Source organism: Sorangium sp. So ce321, from assembly GCF_051530195.1.
In the GTDB taxonomy this organism is placed as follows: domain Bacteria; phylum Myxococcota_A; class Polyangia; order Polyangiales; family Polyangiaceae; genus Sorangium.
In genome coordinates this window covers 11,997,297-12,018,726 of the sequence record NZ_CP150329.1, presented here as the reverse complement: position 1 = coordinate 12,018,726, position 21,430 = coordinate 11,997,297, and the positions used below count along the sequence as shown (strand labels likewise).

General features: G+C 71.5%; 16 protein-coding genes. 10 read left to right on the top strand and 6 right to left on the bottom strand.

The window, feature by feature from the left end:
- Positions 1 to 112 precede the first annotated feature (112 nt).
- From WME89_RS44610 to WME89_RS44600, 3 genes are all read right to left on the bottom strand, one after another.
- Complete coding sequence (locus tag WME89_RS44610) at positions 113 to 1,270, bottom strand: alcohol dehydrogenase catalytic domain-containing protein (protein WP_438005651.1); 1,158 nt, start codon at positions 1,268 to 1,270, stop codon at positions 113 to 115.
- A 237-nt stretch (positions 1,271 to 1,507) separates the two neighbouring features.
- On the bottom strand, positions 1,508 to 2,413 hold the full coding sequence (locus WME89_RS44605; RefSeq protein WP_438005650.1) for a hypothetical protein: 906 nt from the start codon (positions 2,411 to 2,413) through the stop codon (positions 1,508 to 1,510).
- Between the two features lie 489 nt (positions 2,414 to 2,902).
- Positions 2,903 to 6,913, bottom strand: a complete 4,011-nt coding sequence (locus WME89_RS44600; protein WP_438005649.1) for a protein kinase domain-containing protein — start codon at positions 6,911 to 6,913, stop codon at positions 2,903 to 2,905.
- Between the two features lie 161 nt (positions 6,914 to 7,074).
- Between WME89_RS44600 and WME89_RS44595 the strand changes: the two genes are divergently transcribed.
- A complete protein-coding gene (locus WME89_RS44595) occupies positions 7,075 to 8,568 on the top strand; it encodes a serine/threonine-protein kinase (protein WP_438005648.1) in 1,494 nt (497 codons plus the stop codon).
- 27 nt (positions 8,569 to 8,595) lie between these two features.
- Here WME89_RS44595 and WME89_RS44590 read toward each other — a convergent pair whose 3' ends face one another.
- The gene (locus WME89_RS44590) at positions 8,596 to 9,231 is read right to left on the bottom strand and encodes a hypothetical protein (protein ID WP_438005647.1); all 636 of its coding nucleotides are present in this window, start codon (positions 9,229 to 9,231) and stop codon (positions 8,596 to 8,598) included.
- Between the two features lie 609 nt (positions 9,232 to 9,840).
- Between WME89_RS44590 and WME89_RS44585 the strand changes: the two genes are divergently transcribed.
- From WME89_RS44585 to WME89_RS44555, 7 genes are all read left to right on the top strand, one after another.
- Entirely contained in the window at positions 9,841 to 10,254 is a 414-nt protein-coding gene (locus tag WME89_RS44585) for a hypothetical protein (RefSeq protein WP_438005646.1), read from the top strand.
- 361 nt (positions 10,255 to 10,615) lie between these two features.
- Entirely contained in the window at positions 10,616 to 11,374 is a 759-nt protein-coding gene (locus WME89_RS44580; RefSeq protein ID WP_438012051.1) for a DNA methyltransferase, read from the top strand.
- A gap of 42 nt (positions 11,375 to 11,416) precedes the next feature.
- A complete protein-coding gene (locus tag WME89_RS44575) occupies positions 11,417 to 12,376 on the top strand; it encodes a gluconeogenesis factor YvcK family protein (protein ID WP_437620895.1) in 960 nt (319 codons plus the stop codon).
- 582 nt (positions 12,377 to 12,958) lie between these two features.
- Positions 12,959 to 13,672 carry a TetR/AcrR family transcriptional regulator gene (locus WME89_RS44570; protein WP_438005645.1) on the top strand — a complete coding sequence of 238 codons (714 nt, stop codon included), beginning with the start codon at positions 12,959 to 12,961 and terminating at the stop codon, positions 13,670 to 13,672.
- An 11-nt stretch (positions 13,673 to 13,683) separates the two neighbouring features.
- Positions 13,684 to 14,418, top strand: a complete 735-nt coding sequence (locus WME89_RS44565) for an ABC transporter ATP-binding protein (protein WP_438005644.1) — start codon at positions 13,684 to 13,686, stop codon at positions 14,416 to 14,418.
- Positions 14,415 to 15,182: a hypothetical protein gene (locus tag WME89_RS44560; RefSeq protein ID WP_438005643.1), complete on the top strand. Its 768-nt coding sequence runs from the start codon at positions 14,415 to 14,417 to the stop codon at positions 15,180 to 15,182. The genes WME89_RS44565 and WME89_RS44560 overlap by 4 nt, the downstream gene beginning before the upstream one ends.
- A gap of 3 nt (positions 15,183 to 15,185) precedes the next feature.
- Positions 15,186 to 16,013, top strand: a complete 828-nt coding sequence (locus WME89_RS44555; RefSeq protein WP_438005642.1) for a hypothetical protein — start codon at positions 15,186 to 15,188, stop codon at positions 16,011 to 16,013.
- A 66-nt stretch (positions 16,014 to 16,079) separates the two neighbouring features.
- Here WME89_RS44555 and WME89_RS44550 read toward each other — a convergent pair whose 3' ends face one another.
- Positions 16,080 to 17,966, bottom strand: coding sequence for an APC family permease (locus tag WME89_RS44550; protein WP_438005641.1), 1,887 nt, complete (start codon positions 17,964 to 17,966; stop codon positions 16,080 to 16,082).
- An 819-nt stretch (positions 17,967 to 18,785) separates the two neighbouring features.
- On the opposite strand from WME89_RS44550, the gene WME89_RS44545 reads away from it, so the two are divergent.
- A complete protein-coding gene (locus tag WME89_RS44545; RefSeq protein ID WP_437620889.1) occupies positions 18,786 to 19,172 on the top strand; it encodes a hypothetical protein in 387 nt (128 codons plus the stop codon).
- A gap of 169 nt (positions 19,173 to 19,341) precedes the next feature.
- Positions 19,342 to 19,968: a hypothetical protein gene (locus WME89_RS44540; protein WP_438005640.1), complete on the top strand. Its 627-nt coding sequence runs from the start codon at positions 19,342 to 19,344 to the stop codon at positions 19,966 to 19,968.
- An 81-nt stretch (positions 19,969 to 20,049) separates the two neighbouring features.
- Here the strand turns inward: WME89_RS44540 and WME89_RS44535 are convergent, their stop codons facing one another.
- On the bottom strand, positions 20,050 to 21,276 hold the full coding sequence (locus WME89_RS44535; protein WP_438005639.1) for a Bcr/CflA family multidrug efflux MFS transporter: 1,227 nt from the start codon (positions 21,274 to 21,276) through the stop codon (positions 20,050 to 20,052).
- Positions 21,277 to 21,430: the final 154 nt, after the last annotated feature.

The window sequence follows — 21,430 nt, the reverse complement described above, 5'->3', positions numbered from 1 at the left end:
GCGCGGAGAGCCGAGCGAAGACCACCGCGGCCGGACAGCGACGCCTCGATAATCAGGCGGCGGTTCGCGGCGCAGCTCACTCCGCTCGCGAGTCTATGCTCCCGCCGAGCATTCACGGCTTGAGCACGACCTTCACGCAGCCTTCTTTCTTCGCGTTGAAGATGTCGTACCCCCGAGCTGCCTCGGCGAGCGGCAGCCGATGCGTGATGATGTCGTCGGCGCGGAGCTTGCCCTCCTTGATCCACCCGAAGAGCTTGTCCACGTGCTTGTGGACCGGAGCCTGGCCGAAGCGCACCGTCACGCCTTTGTCGAAGAGCTGCCCGAGCGGAAAGTTGTCGTACGGCATTCCGTACACGCCGACGACGCTGACGACCCCGCCGCGGCGAACTGCGCTCACCGCCAGCTTGAACGCCACGAAAGAGCCGATCTGACCGTGAACCATGTTGGAGATCTTCTCGAGCGGCGTCCGGTGCGCCTCCATCCCGACTGCATCGATGCAGATGTCGGCGCCGCGGCCGTTCGTCGCCGACCGGATGAACTCGAGCGCGACGCCTGATTCCACGTTGACGGTCTCGGCCGAGGCGACCTCACGCGCTTTTTCCAGCCTGTACTCCTCCCGGTCGACGCCGATCACGCGCGCTGCGCCGCGGAGCCAGGCGCACTTCATGGCCATGATCCCCACCGGACCGCAGCCGATGACGGCCACCGTCTCCCCGCCCTGCATGCCAGCCCAGTCAATCGCGGTGTAGCCGGTAGGAAGGATATCCGTCAAGAACAGGACCTGCTCGTCGGTCACGTCGGCGTCGACCTTGCGCGGCCCCACGTCCGCGAACGGTACGCGAACATACTCTGCCTGTCCGCCAGCGTATCCGCCGTAAAGGTCGGTATACCCGAAGAGCCCACCCCCCTTCGAGCTGATGACGTTCCCTTCCGGGCCGTAGTGTCCCGGGTTCGAGCGCTCGCAGTGTCCAGGCAGGTCCCGCTCGCAGAAAAAGCAGCTCCCGCACGCGATGGCGAAGGGCACGAACACCCGATCCCCCGGGCGGAGCTTCCTCACGTCGCTCCCCACCTCCTCGACGATGCCCATGAACTCGTGCCCGAGGACCAGCGGCTTTCCCTGCGGAACAAGCCCGTTGTAGATATGCAGATCCGAACCGCAGATGGCCGTGCTCGTCACCCGCACGATCGCGTCGGTCGCCCGAACCAGGGTCGGGCTGTCGACGGTGTCCACGCTGACATGCTTCGGGCTGTGAAATACCAGAGCCTTCATTCGCCCTCCTGACCTACGCGCCGTGGGACCGGGGCGAGATGTTTGCAACCTGTATGCCCCTATGCGGCGTCAGCCGACGCAGTGGCTGGCGGTGTGCCCGATCGCAGGTGCCCGGAGCGCACAACCAGGACGAACGCTCGCCGGCTTACAGGAGCTCGCCGTGGTCGGGGAGAGCGGAGCTCGGGACGGGCCAACCTGGTGGCTCGACGGCTGCCCGCCTGGTGCAGGCGGGCGCGCTCAGGGGAACAGCGGCGTGCAGAGCGGATAGAACGCGGAGAAGTCAGGCCGCTGCAGAAACACCGTGACGACCTCGTCGTAGCGGGTCGCCTTGGACTTGATCGACGTGGTGCTCGAGGGGGCCTCGCAGGCCGCATAACCTTCGAGCGAGACGTTCTTGCACACGCTGGTCGTCGAGCCCGAAAGGTCGCGACACGCGCCCAGGAAGCGGAGGCTGCAGTCGGTGCGGGAGGCGCACGTGCGCTCCGGCACGAAGGCGCTCTCGTTGTCAGCACACGACATCTGGAGCAAGGAGCCGCCGCACGAGTACATTCGCGAGCCGACGTCGCCGAGCTCATCACGCTTCTCGAGCGGCTGGAACACATTGCCAAAGAAGGAGATCTCCTCCTGCTGGTAGGTGCGGAGCTCCGCGCTGTCCGCAGCCAGCGCTGGATTACGGCCGCGCAGTGAGATGGCCACCTCGATGCCATACCCGTTCACATGCGCGAGCAGGCACGCCGTCACCCAGCGCTGGGATCTCTCGGTGAGCGCGCCGCGAAGCCAGTCGGGCGCGAGGCCGATCCGGCCATCGAACCGGTACGTCGTCGAGTCCACAGTGCCGACGAGGGACTGCCCCTCGGGAAGCGCGCACCCGACGGTGTAGCGAAGGAGCTCACGGCCGTCCGCGTCCAGCAGCAGGTCTGTCGTGGCCAGCTTGCGTCCGTCCACCGACAGGCGGTTCATCGAGAGGCCGTTCATGGAGAGACGGTTCATCGAGAGGCGGTTCATCGAGAGGCGGTTCGACGAGACAACCGCCTCCTCCGAGGTGCCCACGGGCTCCTCGGAGCTCGGATCCGCGCTGGAAGCACAGCCGAACAATGCAAGGCAGGGAATCGCAAGGACGGTCCGGAGCGCGTTGGATGTCATGGGTCGCCTCTCTTTTCGAGTGCCGTGGGGTTTCCCATGATTCTTGCAATCGTCGGGCCACGCCTGACTACGCCCGCCTCAGCTCAGGCCCAACCGCACCGAGGTTGAACTGGCCCAACCGCACCGAGGTTGAACTCGAGCCCGCACCGAGGTTGAGCTCGGCCGAGCTCCGCCCAAAGCCGCCCGGCCGGCCGCCGCTGCGCGCCGCACCGCCGTGGACCCTCACCCGGTACCAGGTTGAGCCTGACCCGGTACCAGGTTGAGCTCGAGCTGAGATCGAGCTCGGCCGTACACAGGTTGAGCTCGGCAGGGCTGAGGCAAAATGCTACGCCCCGACGGCCCCTCGATTCAACCCCCAGTACATTGCGTGATTCTCTCGAAAATTCTCATTCGCGAGCGTCCCATCGAGGCTCAAGCACCGCGACACGCTCTCGCCACGCTGAGGCGATTTGCACCGGGGCCCAGGTGCGCACCCCAGCGCAGTTTTCGCTACTCTCGCTGCATCTGACCGCCACCCAGCGCACCGTCGTCCGGGGGCTCGGAAGGCAGGGGCAGGAACGCCGCGAGCGCCTCGAAGCGAGGCTGCCACATGCGGCAGGCGGCCAGCACGGGCCTCGCTTTGTCGAGCACCGCCAGCGCATCCTTGTGACGCCCGGCGGAGGCGGCCAGGCGCGCGCGGAAGTAGAGCACCTCGAGCAGCTCCTCCACCGGCAGGCTGCGCTCCGCGAAGTCCGTGAGCGCTTCCCAGCTGTCCTCCTGGTCCCCCCCGTCCGAGGCGGGCCCGAGGCCCTCCGCCGCGAGCACCAGCTTCAGCATGCGGAACAGCGCGTACAACGCCGGCGCGGAGGCGTCGGGGCTGCACTCGTCGGCGACCCAGGCGACGAGGCGCGCCGCCTCCCGGAGCTCCCCGCGCGCCGCCTGGATGCGCGCGATGAGGAGCGCGTCGTCGGGCGCCGCGCGCTCGCCGAAGCGCTCGTCGAGCACGCGCGAGCGGCGCGCGAGCGCGAGCGCCTCGTCCTCGCGACCGCACCAGTGCAGCAGCTCGGCGAGGTTGTGCGTCGCCACATGCTCGGGCCCAGGGTTGCCGATCTCGCGCGCGAGCTCCACGGCGCGGCTCAGGTCCTGGAGCCCGCGCTCGGGCGCGCTCAGGGCAGCCCACAGGTAGGCGCGGTTCGCGTACGCCGAGCAGAGGTGCAGCCGATCCTTCATCTCCTTGGAGAGCGCGATCACCTCGCAGAAGCGCGCCTCCGCTTCGTCGAGCCGGCCCGCGATCACCAGCGCCATCGCCAGGAGCAACAGCGCGATGACCCGCGTCTCCTGGTCGCCCTCCGCCGCCGCCCCGGCCGAGGCGCGGTCCAGCAGCTCGATCGCCTCCGCCACCCGCTGCTGCCGCCAGCACGAGCGGCCGAGCGCCATGAGCAGGCGGTTCTCCAGCGTCCGGTCCCCGAGGCGCTCGACGATCGCTCTGGCCTCGAGCGCGCGCCTCGCCGACTCAGCGTAGTCGGTCGCGTGATCGAGCGCCGTCGCCTCCTCGAACAGGAGCTCGGCGGTGAGCCGGCCGTCGCCGAGCTCGCGCGCGAGCCCCCGCGCGAGCGCGAGATCCGCGAGGGCCTCGAGGATCCGGTGCAGGCAGTAGCGCGCCTTGCCGCGGCCGGCGAGCGCGTGGGCGCGCCGGCGCGCGTCGCCCTCGTCGAGCAGCGCGAGCGCGGCCGTGTACCGCTGATCGGCCTCGACGTTGTCGTGGCGCGCCGCCGCCCGGTCGCCCAGCGCGAGGTGGGCCGCGGCCGCCTCCGCGCGCTCGCCGCACGCGGTCGCGTGCCGCGCCAGGTGCTCGAGCCCCCGCCGGTCCGGGGCGCGAGGATCCACGCGCGCTCGCCACCACGCGAACGCGTGCGCGTGGATCTTCTGGCGCTGCGCGGGCGCGAGCGCGTCGTAGACCGCATCCCGGAACGTCGCGCTCTCGAACGCGTAGATCCCGCGCTCGCCGCGCACGAGCAGGCCCAGCCCGCACAGCGCGCCCAGGCCGACCCCGGCGTCCATCGGCGTGCTCGCGCCGCCCGTCCGCTCGATCGCGTCCTGGATCTCCTCCACCTCCTCGCGCGTGACGTCGGGCCCGAGCACGACGCAGAGCCTCACGCAGGCCGAGAGCTCGGGTGAGAGCGTGTCGAGCCGGCGCGCGGCCAGCCACTGCCACACCGGCAGCGGCGGGAGCTGGTCGAGCGCGGCGGTCGCCACGTAGAAGGTCCCGGTCGGGCGCTTCTGGACCGCGCCCGCGCGCTTCAGCGCACGGACGATCTCGGTGAGGCAGGAGGGGTTGTACCCGGACCAGCCCGCGAGCTGCCGGAGCGCGGCCTCGGGCGGGTATTCCGCCGGCAGGAGGAGCTCGGCGGCGAGCCGCATCGCGTCCTGCTCCGAGAGCCGCCCGAGCGCCGCGCGATCGTGCCGCTCGGCGCGCGCGCCCCAGCTCCGGCGCATGTCCTCGAACCTCGGGTGCGCCGCCACGAGCACCCAGAGCGGGCAGCCCGGCGCGTCGAGCGTCGCGAACTCGAGCGCGTCGAGCGCCGCGTCGTCGGCCCAGTGCGCGTCGTCGAGGATGACCGCGACCGGCGCCTCGCGCGCGCGGCGCCGGAGCGCCTCGGCGATCGCGCGCATCGTGCTCTGCCGCAGCGACCAGGGCGACGCGCCGGCCTGCTCCGGCGGCATCCACCCGAGCGCCGCGGCCACCGCCCTCCACACCTCCTCGGCGAGCTCCTCGCCGAGCCGCGCCGCGCAGAACGCCCGCGGATCGTCGGGCGGAGCGCCGCCCTCCACCTCGAGCGCGCGCGCGAGGAGCTCGCTCGACGCGCGCGCGCCCGCGAGCGGCTGCGCCGCGCGCAGCGCGATGACCTGCGCCCGCTCCTGCATGCGCAGCACGAGCAGGGCCGCCTCGTCCGCGAGGCGCGACTTGCCGAGGCCCTCCTCGCCGATCAGCGTGAACAGGCCGGGGCTCGCGCTCGACAGGCTCGCCTCCATGCTCACCGCGAGCGCGCCGAGGATCTCGTCGCGCCCGACGAGCGGCACGGCGCTCACGGGGGTCGGGGGGTGATGCGAGCGCGGCGGGAGCCGGTAAAACGCCGCGCCGGGCGCGTGCGAGAGCGCGGGATCGCGCGAGACGCCGCGGAGCTCGCTCTCCGGCAGGGCGCGCACGAGGTCCGCGGTGAGCGCGACGCCGCCCCAGTCCCCAGGGGGCATCCAGGCGTCCGGCTGCTCCACCGGCGCGCCGTAGACCGCGGGCGGCCCCTGCTCCTTGCGGCGCACGATCAGCCCGGCGACGTGCACGGCCGCGCGCCCCGCGTACCGCTCCTCGATCTCCCGGGCGACCGCGATCGCGGCGCTCACCGGGTCGTCCGCGTCGACGCCAGAGAACACGCACACGAGCCGGCCCCCGCGCTGCCTCGCCACGAAGCCCTTGCGCGCGGCCACGGCGCTCATCACGACCGCGGACGCGCTCCTCGCCTCTGCGACGAGCACGACCGCGGGCTGCCGGCCCTCGGCGAGCAGCGCGCCGCGCGCGGGCTGCGCGTCCGGCGCGCGCTGCGCGTCGAGCGGGCAAGCCCGGACGAGCGCGCCCCGCAGCGCGGCGACGTCGGGCGGGCGGCGCTCGGGCTCCTTCGCGAGGCAGGCGAGGACGAGCTTCTCCAGCTCCTCGGGCACCGCGGCGAACTCGCGGGGGCGAGGCGGGCGGAGCGCGAGGTGCCCGTGCTCGATGTCGCCCCGGTCGCCGGCGAACGGGAGCCGCAGCGTCAGGAGCTCGTAGAGGAGCACGCCGAACGCGTAGATGTCCGTGCGCTCGTCCTGGATCGGATCGCCGCGGATCTGCTCCGGGGCCATGTACTCCGGGGTGCCGACGACCGTCCCGCGGGGCGTGATGCCCTCGTCCTCCTGCGCGCGCGCGTGCTTCGTCAGGCCGAAGTCGAGGAGCGCGAGCCGCTGGCCCCCCTCCGCGACGAGGAGGTTCTCCGGCTTGAGATCGCGGTGGATCACGCTCTTCGCGTGCGCCGCCGCGAGCGCGTCGAGGATGGCGGCGCCCGTCGCCACGGCGTCGGCGGGGGCCGGCGGGGCCTCGAGCTCCGCGAGCACGTCGGCGAGCGTCCTGCCGCGGATGAGCTCCATGGCGATGAAGGGCCGCCCATCGTCGAGCGTCCCGCGCTCGTGCAGCCGGGGCACGTGCGGCGGCCCCACCTGCTCGAGCGCCTCCGCGTCGCGCCGGAACCGCTCCACCATGAGCGGGCTCGCCCACCGCCCCACCTTGAGCGCGACGGGCTCGCCGCCGCCCGCGCGCGCCGCTTCCCACACCGTCGCGAAGCCGCCCGCGCCGATCTGCCGCAAGGGCGTCAACCCGGGCAGCGATGGGGCGGGATCCAGCGTCGCGTCGGGGGGGCGGTTCGGCGGGAGCCAGGCGTCGCGAGGGCAGGGCTTCGCGCCGGCGACGCGGCGATGGCAGACCGGACAGCGGGGCAAGCTGCCTCCTTGAGCGAGAGCTTAGCCCGTCCGACGCCCCGGACGAGGACCTCATCCACCTGATCGACCGCGATGGAACGGGGTGTGCTTATTCCGCAAGGGTGTGGCAAGAGACCGTTCGCTCAGTGGTCCTGACGCAAGGCGATGCGCCTCCGCGAGCCTTGTCGGATAGGAGCGCCGCGCTCGGCACCGCGTGCGACGACACCGCCGCTGGGGAGCTCCTCTACGTGGACACGTGCGGGTCGCCCGCTTCTTCGGGTCGCCCGCAGACGCTCCCCGTGGGCAGCCGGGTGGGCGACTACGTCGTCGAGCAGAGCATCGCTCACGGGAGCTTCGGCGTCGTCTACCGCGCCGTGCACGCCGAGAGCGGCGAGCCCGCGGCGATCAAGGTGCTCCACCCGGAGCTCGTGTTCACGCGCGAGGCGGTCGTGCGCTTCGAGCGCGAGATCCAGGCGATCCGGCGGATCGACCATCCCAACGTGATCCGCATCCTCGATTTCGGCGAGAGCGACGGGGGCCGGCCGTTCTTCGCGATGGAGCTCCTCGGCGGGGTCGATCTCCAGTCGTATATCATCTCCCACGGACGGCTCTCCCCGGAGGAAGCGCTCGACATCCTGGAGCCCGTCTGCGAGGCGCTGTCGGCGGTCCACAAGAGCTCGATCGTGCACCGCGATATCAAGGCATCCAACGTGTTCATCGCCGACGGGGGCTGTCGTCCGCGCGTGGTCCTCCTCGATTTCGGCGTGGCCAAGGTCCTCGACGACGCGGGGCCGGGCATCACGACGCCCACTCACCTGCTCGGCACGCCGGCGTGCATGGCGCCCGAGCAGATCCGGGGGCAGCAGGCGGACGCGAGGACGGACGTGTATGCCCTCGGCGCGCTCGCCTATTACATGCTGACAGGCAAGCTCCCGTTCCTCGACTCGACGCTCGCGACGCTCCTGCACATGCACCTCTGGGTACACCCGCCGAGCCCGAGCCGCGAGGCGCCCGTCGGCCCCGAGCTCGACGGCGTGGTGCTCCGCGCGATGGCGAAAGATCCCGCCGCGCGGTACCAGACCGCGGGGGAGTTCATCGAGGGGCTCCGCGCCGCCGTTGCCGCGGCGCGCAGGAGCTCCGCGCCGCCGCCCGGGAGCCCGGAGGAGCGCCGGGTCGGCGCGATCCACGTCGAGGTGTACGCGGACTGCGGCGCGATGGAGGACCCTGACGACGCGCTGCTCGCCGACATGGACGAAGTCCTGCCGCTCGCGTCGCGCTTCCTGTCGGCGAGGGGCTTCGGCGCGGCGATGGAGACGGGCAATACCCTGCTCTTCTTCCGGGAGCTCGCCGCCGCGGTGCCGTCGGAGCGGGCGGCGCGACGGGAGATCGTGGAGGTCGCCCTGCTGCTCGAGCGCGAGCTCTGCCAGCGCAAGGGGCGCGACGCGCGGGTGCACGTGAACCTTTGCCTGCACGCGGGCCGGGTGCTGACGCGCTCGGCGGAGGTCGTCGGCGGAGAGCTGATGAGCGTCGAGGCGTGGGTGCCGGACGTCAAGCTGCCCGGCGTCACCGCGACGGAGGCAATGCTCGACGGCCTCGATGTCGAGGCGGATCTGCTGGAGTGCGCGCCGGCGGTCCGGCGCGTGGCGCGCCTCGCGGAGGGGGCGCGCTCGCGTTAGAGCGGGCCCGAAGGGCAGGCCGCGCCGCTATTCCGGCAGGGGCAGCGCGATATATGGCTCGGTGATCCTGCCGACGACGATATCGCGCACCTGCTTCGCGTAATAGGTCGATCCCGGTTGCGTGCTCCAGGTGTGTCCTACGAGCGAGCCGTTGATGTTTGCATAGAGGCGCATGACGCCCCTCCCGACGCCCGGGTGCCAGGTGCCGTCCGCTTTGCGCCGGGTGTCCACCACCCCGTGTCCCGTCGTGCTCGAGTCGAGGACGGGGAGATCGTACTGGATCGTCCCCGCGATGAGCGGGTAGGTCGCCGCGCGCGGCACCGCGGCGCCCGCCGCGATGGCGACGTGCCCGGTGGCCGTGCTCCCCGCCGGGTACTCGATCGCGAGGATATCGCCTGCCTCGATCTGGGGCACCGCGAGGATCTGCTCGAAGCCGACCTCCTCGATGATCCTGTCGTGGTACAGGATGGCGTTGGGGCTCATGCTGCCGAACCACGTGTTGATGTCGTACGCGGAGAGCTGATAGGCCTGCCGGAGGACGTACGTGACGAACGACGTACAGAAGCTGCGGCTACGGTAGGCCGTGGCCCCTCCGATGCCGGCCCAGTAAACATAGCTCGTGCCGCTGCCGTATTCGTTGTCCTCCGGTGCGATGTGGTTCACGAGGGTATCGGCCCAGTAGAGATGGTTGGGCTCCTCTGATGACTGAGCCTGTGCTGAGCGCGGCGCGAGCAGGCCTATCCCCGCCAGTACGACGGCCGGGAGCGCGTGAACAACGGATCGTGGGCTCATGCGCTTCATTGCATTCATGGTTTCCTCCCGTATGGATTCGATGGCTCCGCGTGGGCTGGTCACATCCAATGCCGGCGGCTCCGCGTGCGTCTCGGCGGAGCTCCGGTGAAGCGAAGTCGCGCACCAAGCTACCGAACATACGCCGGTCGCACGGCCTCTACAATGACCGACGCGAGAGCAGCACACGGTCTCGGCGCGGTCCCGACGATTCCGCTCAGCTCCGCTCAGCTCTACTCAGCTCCAGTCGGTTCCGCTCGATTCTCATCGAACATCATTCCCTGCATTTCCACAGTCTGTCTCCGCCGGGTGACCTCCGACTCACGTCTTCGTAGAGCCGCGCGCCGTCGCCCACGGGGGGCGCGCGGCGCGGCGCGGCGGCGACCGCGGCGATCACGGCCGGTGAGGCCGCGGAGCAGCTGTCCAGAGTGACGTCGTGCCCTGGCGTCGACGGGGGGTGCGTCGATGTGGTACGTTCTTGCAATGTCGGAAGAACGCGGTCGGCAAAAGCTCCAGGCGCTCGCGAAGACACTTCAGGAGAAGATCACCCCCTCGGGGGAGGCGCTCCTGAACCGCCAGGGCTTGAAGATGATCGAGCGGCTGGCGCGCGATCTCACCGGCGAGAACGCGATGCCCGGCCTCCGTGTGTGGCGCGACAGCGCCGGGAAGTTCCGCCTGCAGCGCCCGCCGCGCAACGCCGAGATCGCGGTCGAGTGGCAGCGCGACATCGGCGCGATGGTGATGACCGCGGAGAAGCACGGCCAGCCCCCCACGACCGTGCGCTACGTGTACGACCAGGCAGAGGACCACTTCCGGAGGATGGAAGGAGAGGGCGAGCTCTATGAGGACCTCGCCGAGTCCCTCGTCGAGCACCTCTACCCGGAGGGCAGGGGGTAGCGAGCGCCCGCGCCGCTGCGGCGCCCCGCCAGCGCTCCGCCGCACGGGTCGCCGATCTCCGCCGTTTTGTTGACAGATCCGCGCAATTCGATTGGATGGCCGCGTGCCCCTCGCGAAGTGCGCATCGACCGACCTCCGCCCCGTCCTGACGCTCGGCGACTCGCTGGATCACTATGCCTCCTGGCCGAGGCCCACGGTGATTGTCTCCGACGGCGCCTATGGCGTCGCCGGGTTTCCCGGCGATCCGCCGACACACGAGGGGCTCGACGCGTGGTATGCGCCCCACGTCGCCGCCTGGTCGGAGCGCGCCTTGCCGTCGGCGACCCTCTGGTTCTGGGGGACGGAGATCGGCTGGGCGACCGTGCACCCGCTCCTCGTGCAGCACGGCTGGGACTACCGGAGCTGCCATGTCTGGGACAAGGGGATCGCCCACGTCGCGGGAAACGCGAACACCCGGACGCTGCGCAAGTTCCCGGTGGTGAGCGAGGTGTGCGTGCAGTATGTGCGCAAGGTCCTGCTGCAGGCCGGCGGCGCGCGGCTGCCCCTCAAGGAATGGCTGCGGCACGAGTGGGAGCGCTCCGGGCTGCCGCTGCGCCACACGAACGAGGCGTGCGGCGTGAAGAACGCCGCCACGCGGAAGTATTTCACGCGCTGCCATCTCTGGTATTACCCGCCGGCCTCGGCGTTCGAGCAGATCGTCGCGTTCGCGAACACGCACGGCCGCCCCGAGGGGCGACCCTACTTCTCGATCGACGGCAAGCGGCCGCTGACCGGCCATGAATGGTCCTGCCTGCGGGCGAAGTTCCATTGCGAGATCGGGGTGACCAACGTGTGGCAGGAGCCTGCGGTGCGCGGCCCCGAGCGCTTCAAGGAGGCGACCCGCTCGGTCCACGGCAACCAGAAGCCGCTCAAGCTGCTCGATCGCATCATCCGGGCGTCGTCCGATCCGGGCGACGTCGTCTGGGAGCCGTTCGGCGGGCTCTGCTCGGTGGCGGTGGCGGCCTTCGCCGCGGGCAGGCGCTGCTACAGCGCCGAGATCGCGCCGGCCTACCACGCGGTCGCTTCGAGCCGCCTCGCGAAGTGCGTGCCGCGCCCGCGCGTCGAGATCTCGGCGGCGTGACGGCCGGCGTCGGCCGCGCTCGTCATGGTACCCTGCTCCACCATGGCGACGCCGAAGATCGTGACCGTGGGAGGGGGGACGGGCCATTACACGCTCCTCACGGGCCTGCGCGACCTGAGCGCCCAGATCACCGCGATCGTGACCATGATGGACTCGGGCGGGAGCTCCGGCAGGCTCCGGGACGAGTACGGGCTCTTGCCCCCGGGCGACTTCACGCGTTGCCTCGTCGCGCTGTCCGAGCACCCGGAGGCGCTGAAGGAGCTGCTCAGCCACCGCTTCCGCTCGGGGAGCCTCGGCGGGCACACGCTGCGCAACCTCATCTTCACCGCGGTGCAGGAGATCACGGGCTCGCTGCCCCTCACGGTCGAGCGCCTGCACGAGATCTTCTCGGTCAAGAACCGCGTCCTCCCGGTCACGATGGACCATGTCGATCTGGTGATGCACCTCGAGAACGACCGGACCATCCGCGGGGAAGCGTCGATTGACAACCTCTCCGACATGCTCGATGCGCCCGTGCTGTCGGTCTATCTGGACCCCGAGGCGCAGGCCTATCCGGCGGCGCTCGAGGCGATCGCGGACGCCGATCTCATCATCCTCGGGCCGGGCGATCTCTACACGAGCCTCGTGCCGAACCTCCTCGTCAAAGGGGTGCGCGAGGCCATCGCGGCGAGCCGCGCCCGCGCGCTGTACGTGTGCAACCTGATGACGAAGGCGAACGAGACGCCCGGCTACACGGTCGAGGATTTCGTGGGGACCATCGCGATGTACCTCGGGGAGGCGCGGCTCGACGCGGTGCTGTTCAACGATGTGTGGCCCTCGGCCAGCCTCCGGGAGTACGCCTCCACCGGTTCCGAGCCGGTCGTGACCTCGCCGGACAGGCCGCTCCCGTCCGACCTGCTCGTCCCTGCGGATCTGCTGTTCGGGGGCAAGCTCATCCGGCATGACCCGCACAAGCTCTCGGCCGCGATCGTCTCGCTCGCCAGGGAGCGGTCGTGGTGGTGAGACGCTGAGGGCACGCGAGCCGAGCCCTGCGACCCGCCACGGCGGCTGACGCCGCCGCGTGCAGGAGAGCGACGCGTGGGTCGGTGCCGGCGCCGCCGGTGTGCCTGCCGGAGCAGGATTGCGGCGCCGCGCCGCGCACCGTGGTTGGCGCCTGCGGCGCACCGAGGTTGAGGCGGCGGCGCCGCCGGTGTGCCTGCCGGAGCAGGATTGCGGCGCCGCGCCGCGCACCGTGGTTGGCGCCTGCGGCGCACCGAGGTTGAGGCGGCGGGGCGCACCGAGGTTGAGGCCGGCGTCGCGGCGCACCGAGGTTGGGGCTCGGGTCGGTGGTGGGCTCCACCTCACCGAGGTTGAGTCGGCGGCGTCGGCGGCTCCGCCTCACCGAGGTTGAGCCTCGACGGCGCCGCCTCGACGGCGCCGCCTCACCGAGGTTGAGCCTCGACGGCGCTGCCTCGACGGCGCCGCCTCACCGAGGTTGAGCCTGGCGCCGCCTCACCGAGGTCGAGCCTCGGCGGAGGTTCAGCCTCAGCGGCGCAGCGTTCAGCTTAAATTGACCCAAATGACTATATGAGTCATATAAGTTCCGTGGCCCACGAACCCCCTCCCCTCCGCCCCCGCGTCGCGCCGCGCGACCCGACGCGCCGCCGTCGCATCCTCGACGCCGCGAAGCGGCACTTCACCGACCGCGGCTTCAAGGGCACGCGGCTCGACGCGATCGCGGCCGAGGTCGGCTGCGCGAAGGGCGCGCTCTACCTCGAGTTCGAGAACAAGGAGATCCTCCTTCGCGAGGTCGTCGCCGAGCTCTTCGGCTCGATCCGCGCCCGCTACGAGGCCGAGATCGCCCGGATCGACTCACCCCTCGCGCGCCTCGAGGCGACGCTCCGCTTCGCCTACCGGTACATGGCGCAGGAGCCGCTCTTCGCGCGCCTCCTCCGCGACGATCCCGAGCTCCGCGCGCTCCGCCCGACCCAGGACGCCGTAGCCGAGGAGCGCGCCGCGCGCGCCGAGGTCGATCGACTCCTCGGGTGGGTCGACGAGGGCATCGCGCGCGGCGAGATCCGCGCCGACGTCGATCGCGACGCCGTGCCCTTCGTCCTCTCGGCGCTCCGCTTCGTCCCGCTGCAGCTCGGCCTCGCGACCGCGGGCATGTTCCCCGGCGAGCGCGTGCTCGACGCGGTCGTCGACGTCTTCGCCGCGGGCCTCGCCGCGCGCGGCGCCCCGGGCGCGTCCCGCCCCGAGCAGGGCGAACAACCAGCGAGCACGGCGGCTGCCCGCCAGCACCAGCAGAAGCAGTCCTGAGGAGGTCATCCATGACAGCGATCGAGGTGACAGGTCTCTCCAAGCGGTTCGGCCCCGTCGAGGCGGCCTCCGATATCCGCTTCACCGTGGAGCCCGGCGAGATCTTCGGGCTCATGGGTCACAATGGCGCCGGCAAGACCACCCTCCTGCGCATGCTCCTCGGGCTCACGCGCCCCACGGCCGGGAGCGCGCGCGTGCTCGGGCACGACGTCACGCGCGACACCCTCGCCGTGCGCCGCGCCGCGGGCTTCCTCCCCGCGAGCTACGCGCTGCCGCCGGACATGACGCCGCGCCAGCTCCTCGAGTACGTCGCCGCCATGTTCTCGCTGCCGCGCGACGTGTCGCGCGCCCGCGTCGAGGCGCTCCTCCGCAAGTTCGACCTCGCCGCCGCCGCGGATCGCAAGCTCCGGGGCTTCTCGACCGGGATGACCCAGAAGGTCGGGCTCGCGCAGGCGCTCGTGAACGACCCCCAGGTCCTCTTCCTCGACGAGCCCACCTCCGGCCTCGACCCGCTCGGCCGCCACGAGCTCCTCGAGCTGCTCCGCGGGCTCGCCCGCGAGCGCGGCGTCACGATCCTCTTCTCGTCGCACATCCTCTCCGACGTCGAGACCCTCTGCCGCCGCGTCGCCGTGCTCCACCGCGGCCGGCTCATCGCCTGCGACGCCCTCGACGCGCTCCGGCGGGCGCACGGCGCCGCCACGATGGACGAGCTCTACCTCGCGCTCGTGCGCCGGGAGGCCGCGTGATCCGCTTCGCCTTCCTCGACTACCTCGCCTCGCTTCGCGAGCGGAAGGTGTGGCTCGTCGCCGCCATGTTCGCTTACGCCGTGCTGTGCGTGCCGCTCCTGTTCGCGCGCCCGCCCGCGCACATGAGCGAGGCCATGTCGGCCTGGTTCGGCGTGGAGGACCGCTTCGCCCTGTTCCTCTACCTCTGGCTCGACCTGTCGATGAACAAGCTCATCGCGGTCGTCCCCGTCGTCCTCGCCGGCGGCATCGTCGTGCGCGAGCGCGACACCGGCGTGCTCCCCGTGCTCGCCGCCAAGCCGCTCTCGCTCCCCCGGTACTTCGTCGTCCGGGCGCTCTCGGCGTGCGCGGTGATGGCCACGCTCCACGTCGCCGCGCAGCTCCTCGGCGCCCTCTACTTCACCTGGCAGGTCGAGGGCTTCCGCCCGGGCGTGTTCCTCGCCGCCATGTCCGTCCACCTCTTCGCGGCGATCTTCGCCACGGCCCTGTCGGCCGCGATCGCCGTCTGGGTCGGCCGCCGCGGGCTCGGCGCGCTGGTCGCGCTCCTCGCGCTCTTCGTGCTGGTCGGCACGGCGCTCCTCGGCTTCTACAACCCGGCCTGGCGCCTCGCCTCCCTCGTGAACCCCATCGCCCTCGGCGCCCAGGCGCTCGCGCACCTCGACGCGCTGAGGCCCGAGCATCTCCTGCTCCCCATGCTCGCCCTGAGCGCCCTCTCGGCGCTCACGATCGCCGCCGGCTCCCTCGCGGTCCGGCGCATGGAGGTGTGATCCGTGAAAGACATCCCCCTGCCCGCAAGCCCCCTGGTGCCCACCTCGACCGCCTCGCTCCGCGACTACCGGCTCCTGGAGGCCCGACACGCGCCGCGCCGCGGCCCGCTCCTCGCCACCGCCGTCGGCGTCGCGCTCGTCGCCGGCACCCACGCGCTCCTGCCCCGGATGCCGCGCCAGGCGATCGCGCTGATGGAGCGCGCCTTCCATCTCGAGGACATGGGCGGCGTCCTCCTCGCGAATGACTACCTGGCGGTCTCGCTCATCGCCTTCCTGGCCGGCGTCTCCGGCCTGCTCGGCGCGATCGTCGGGCCGCGCGAGGAGCGCCAGCTCGCTCTCCTCCTCAGCAAGCCGGTGCCCGCGTCCGACTTCCTGGCGGCGCGCGTCTGGCCGGTCCTCCTTTCGGCCGTGGTCGCCGGCGCCGTCATGGCGATCGCCTGCGCGCTGGCCGTCGCCCCGCACGCCGGCGATGGCGCGAGCGTCACCGTCGGCGGCGCCATCGGCGCGAGCCTCGCCCTGACCGCGCTCTCGGTCGTCCAGCTCGCGCTTTTGACCCCGGTCTTCGTCCGCGTCGCCGACTCGTTCCACGCCCTGCTCATCGCCTTCGTTGTGTGGTTCGCCCCGCTCCTGCCGACGGCCGCGTTCCTCTATCGCCCCGACCTCTTCGAGGGCCGCCACGCCATGACCTCGCTCACGGTCATGACGAGCCTCATATGGCACGACCGCGCCATGACCTGGCTCGGTCCGCTCGCCCTCGTCGCCGCGCTCGCGGTCGCCGCGCTCTCCGTCCGCCTCGCCGGTGTCCTCCTCGAGCGCGCCGACAGCGCGTGAACGCTCGCGTAGTGTCATTCGTCCCGCGCCCCCAGGTGGGCCCAGCGGCGCCGCCGCGCACGACCGTCAGGCAGTCTTTGGCGTGTCGTACAGATAGAAGGGCGTGTTGACGATCACGACGCTCTTCCCGCCCCGGAACAGCAGGAGCCATTTGAGGATCGACGCCGTGTGGTTGTGGAGGAGGTAATGGTACCAGCGTGACTCGACCACCTCCGGCACGACGACCGCCACCTGCCGCTCGGGGTGCGCGCGCGCAATGGTGGTGATGAAGCGGAGCAGCGGCCTGAAGAGCCGCCGGTAGCGCGATCGCACCACCACCAGCCGAGGCGCCGGGACGCCCTTCGCCTTTGCAGGCTCCTCCACGAGATCGTGCCACTCGCCGCTCAGGTCCTCGACGCGAGGATCATCGAGGATCACCTGGAGCGCGTAGACCTCGGGCGAGAGCTGGAGCGCGAAGCGGAGCCCCTTCTGCGCCACGAGGTCCCAGCGCCGGACCGGGACCACCACGATCGGCGGCGGCGGCGGCGTCAGGTCGAGCGGCTCGTGAGCGCGCACGGCGTCGTCGAGCTGCTCGTAGTGCCTGTTCACGCCGCGGAAGACGAGGAAGGCAGCGATCACGAGCAGGGTCGAGACCCACGCGCCCTCGGTGAATTTCGAGAGGATGATGACGACGAGCGTGGCGGCCGTGGCCGTGGCGCCGGTGGCGTTGATCGCGAGATGAAGCCGGGAGCGCGGGCCGCGGACCCTGTTCCAGTGCGCGACCATCCCCGCCTGCGACATCGTGAAGGCGAGGAAGGCGCCCACCGCGAAGAGCGGGATGAGGGCGTCCGTGATGCCCTGGAAGACGATGAGCAGGAGCGCCGAGAGGCCGGCGAGGACGGCGATGCCGTAGGAGAAGGCGAGCCGCCTGCCGCGGTGAATGAAGGGCTCGGGCAGGAAGCGGTCGATCGCGAGGAGCTGACAGAGGCGCGGGAAGTCGGCGAAGCTGGTGTTCGCAGAGAGCATGAGCACCGCGACGACGGCGCTCAGGGTGACGTAATAGAACGGGCCGCGCCCCACGACCGCGCCCACCACCTGAGAGATGATGCTCTGGTAGCCGCTCTTGCCGGGCTCGGTGGCGGTGACACCGTAGGCCTGCGCGAGGATCGCGATCCCGGCGAGCAGGATGCCCAGCGAAGCGACGATGTACGAGAGCGTCCGGCGGGCCTGCAGGCTGCTCGGCTTGCGAAACGCGGGGACGCCGTTGCTCACCGCCTCGACGCCGGTCATCGCGGTGCACCCGCTCGCGAAGGCATGGCAGAGCAGCGCGATGCTCGCGGTCCCGAGCGAGGTCGGGAGCGAGGGCGGCGCGACGACGGGCGCGGGGTGCCCTCCCTGGAGGACCATCTTCCCGATGCCGATCGCGATCACCGCGAAAAGGCATCCAAGGAACGCGTACGTCGGCGCCATGAACACGAGCCCCGCGGTGCGGAGCCCGCGCAGGTTGGCCGCGGTGAGCAGGACGAGGACGCCGAGACACAGGCCCAGGGTGTGGGGCAGGAGCGCGGGCACCGCGGAGACGAGCGCGCCCACCCCCGCCGAGACCGCGACCGCGACGTTGAGCACGTAATCGAGGAGCAGCGCCGCCGCCGCGACGAGGCCCGCGTTGGTGCCGAGGTTCTCCTTCGCGACGATGTACGAGCCGCCGCCGCTCGGGTAAGCGACGATCGTCTGGCGGTACGAGACGTAGACGATTACGAGCAGCGCGATCACCAGAGCGCTGAGCGGCACGATGTAGCGGAGGCCGAGCGCGCCGAGGGGAATGAGCACCGTGAGCGCAGCCTCGGGCCCGTACGACGCAGAGGCCAGCGCGTCCAGGCCGAGGACCGGAATCCCGGAGAGCGGACCTATCTGCTCCTTCTCCTCCTCATCCGATGCCAGCCGCCGACCGAACAGGATCGTCCTCAGAGACATGCGCGTCGGGGGAGAGCAAGGCATATGCCGGGGTGAGCTCCCTCGAGCGCGCTCGCAAGACGCGCGGCGTGCATGGAGCGATCACATCTCGCGCCGAGAAATCCTGCGTCGCTGGCGTAAAGGTGGTCGGGCAAGGGCGCTGCCGCGTGCGGACGACCGGCACCAGCCGAGCCGGGACCATGCTGACGACACTGCTTCCAAGAGCTCTGCGACCCGAGGCGATCGCACCCACGGAGCGCTCGGATCCAGAGGCCCGAGCGAGCTCGAATCGAAGGCGCGCGTGGCAGCGTCTGCGACGTCTCGAGATGGTCCACCGAGGCGGGGACGATCGCCCGCGACCCTCGAGCGCGCCGCGGGCGTGCTCCCCATCGTGCTGCTCGCTGTCATGGCCCGGCTCCTCCGACCCCCACATCCCTCCTCCGCAGCAATGATCTGGTTGAAGACCGAGAGGGCGTGGGCTCGCTCACCCGGCACGGTGAGCCTGCTCCTGGTACGGCCGTGCGCTTCCCGGACATCGCGTCGTCGCGATCACCCTCGCGGACGCCGCGCTCCCCGTCCGGCCTCGCCGTACCCTCCTCGCGCGCTGCAACGGGGAGCGCGCGCTTGAGGCGTGATCATTTGCCACGCGTGGCCAAGTTGCCCCATGGGCGGCGGGGCGCCCGGGCACGCGCTCGCCCCTGCCGCTGGAGCGAGCGGCCCGGGATGAGGCCGTTGCTTCGCTCCTGCCGCTGCGGGTTCTCCAGATGGTATGTGCTTCGCATAGAGCCGGGAGCTATCGCCATCTCAGAGGCTGATCCTTTCAGGACGAGGTAGAGCGCTATGACCACCATCGGTAACGACCAGTACACTTCGGGCGGGTACAAGAACGGGATCTACGAGGGCGGCTCGCAGGAGTCCGGCTCGCAGGAGTCCGGCTCGCAGCAGGCGCAGGGCGGCGACGGCGGGATGAGCCTCGACTCGCTGCTGAAGTTCGCGAAGGACATCCAGGGCAAGGTCAAGGACGTCCCCTACATCGTCCCGATCGCGATCGGCGGAGCGGCGTTCGCGATCGGCGTGCTCGCGAGCTCGAGAATCCTGCGCCAGCTCACCCTCCTCGCCGGCGGTTACGTGGTCAAGTACGCGATCCAGAACGCCCCCAAGGAGCAGATCATCGACTTCGCGAAGAAGGTCGTGACCGACTCGTTCCGGGCGTCGTCGAAGGCCTGAGCACGGCACAGACGGCGCGCACGCAGGAGCGCTTGCCCGGAGCCGAGCCGCTCCGGGCGAGGGCAGCCTGACCCGGCCTCCGCCGCGCCGACGCCGCACGCGCCTCCGTCCTCTGGTATGCCAGAGACGGGCGCGCGCGCGCCGCCAGCATACGGGTCAGGAGGACGCCATGAACATCTCGGAGAGCATCGAAGTCCGCTGGTTCTTGCCCGCCGACGACGCTCGCGCGCAGCGGCTCACGTCGTGGTTCTCGCGCGCGTCCTCGGAGGTCCCACGCGTGGACCGCTACCTGCGCGTCCAGCGCGCCGACCTCGGGGTCAAGGAGCGCGGCGGCAGCGGGGCGACCAGCCTGGAGACCAAGTTCCGGGTCTGCGCCTTCGGCCCCGTCCACTTCTCTCCCACGATCCTGGGCGAGCTGGAGCGGTGGACGAAGCTATGTCATGGGTCCACGGACGCCGACGACGGCGGGCGCGGGTGGACGACCCTCAGAAAAGAGCGCCAGGTGAGGGTGTTCGGGCTTGTCAGCGGCCGCGTCGTCGAGGTGACGGGCGGGCGACATCCCGGGGCCGGGTGCGCCGTGGAGCTGACCCGCGTCGCTCTCGTGGACCGCAACGGGAAGGCCGCGCCGGCGGTGTGGACGCTGGGGCTCGAAGCGTTCGGTCCAGCCGAGACGCTCCTCGAGGCGCTGTACGGGGTGGGGCGGGCGGTCTTCGCGGAGCAACCCGACCTCAGGCTGGAGGCCGCCGACTCGAAGGGGTACCCGGCGTGGCTCGCCGAGCGGTCGGCGGCGCTGTGAGCGGAAGCGGCGCGCCCTGAGGCAACCGCGGAGGGCAACCACGGTGGGCGCCGCCGCGGTGGGCGCCGCCGCGGGTGCGGCTCATCCGGGCGCTCCAGCGGAGACGGGGACGGGGGAGAGCCGGCGGGCCGCCGCGCCAGCGACCCACGAGGCGGCGCCGCAGGCCGCCATGATGGCTGCCATCGGCCGCATGGAGCCGTCGTTCAGGACGCCGACGAGCGACGAGGCGCCGGCCGCGATCGCGAACTGGATCGAGCCGAGCGCCGCCGAGGCGAGCCCCGCCCGCGCGCCCTGGCCATCCATCGCGAGCGCCGTCGCGTTGGAGCCGATGAAGCCGATGCTCGCGACGAACGCGAACAGCGTCCCGATCACGGCGGCGATCCCCCCCCAGCCGCTCATCGCCACGGCGAGGAGGACCGCGCCCACCGCGGTGGTCGCCGCCGTGGCCCGCGCGAGCAGCCACGCCGGCGAGCGACGCGCGAGCAGCCGGTGGTTCACCTGGGCGCTCGCGATGAGGCCGAACGCGTTCGCGCCGAAGATCCAGCCGTAGTGCTGGGGCGAGACGTGGAACAGCTCGATGAGCACGAACGGCGAGCCCGAGATGTACGCGAACATGCCCGCCTGACCGAAGGCGCCCGTGAGCGTGTACGCGACGAAGGCGTGGTCCCGCGCGAGCTCGCGCAGGTGCGCGCCGATCACGCGGATGTCGAGCCGCTGTGTCCGCTCCACCGCTGTCTCGGGGAGCGCGGCGGCCATCAGCGCCAGGCAGCCGAGCCCCAGCGCCGCGAGCACCGCGAAGATGACCCGCCAGCCGGCGACGAGGAGCAACCAGCCGCCGAGGGTGGGCGCCAGGATGGGAGCGGCCCCCATGACGAGCATGAGCAGCGAGAGCAGCCGCGCGGCGGCGGCACCGCCGTAGAGGTCGCGGACCACGGCGCGCGTCACGACCTGCCCCGCGGCGCCGCCCACGGCCTGCAGGAAGCGGAGCGCGATGAGCGCCTGCACGTTCGGCGCGAGCGCGCACCCGATCGACGCGAGCACGTAGAGCGCGAGACCGACGTACAGGGGTCGCTTGCGGCCGAACCGGTCGGTCAGCGGGCCGTAGGCGAGCTGCCCCAGCCCGAGGCCCGCGAAGTACACCGCGAGCGTGAGCTGCACCGCGGACGCGGTGGTGCCGAGGTCCCGCTGCAACGCGGGCAGGCTCGGCAGATACATGTCGATCGAGAGGGGACCGAGCGCGGTGAGCGCGCCGAGGATCAGGGCGAGGAAGCCAGGGCTCTTGCGCGTGACGGGCGGGCTCGGCGTCATGTCAGGCGGTCCTGTGGGGCCCGCGGCGTCGCTCGACCAGTGACGCGCGGCGCTCTCGCGGCCGAGCGCCGACTACCACGTCGAGCGCGGCGGCGCCCGCTGTAGATGGCGTGCCGGGCGACGAGCCCGCTCTCGTCCACGTCGACGAAGCCGG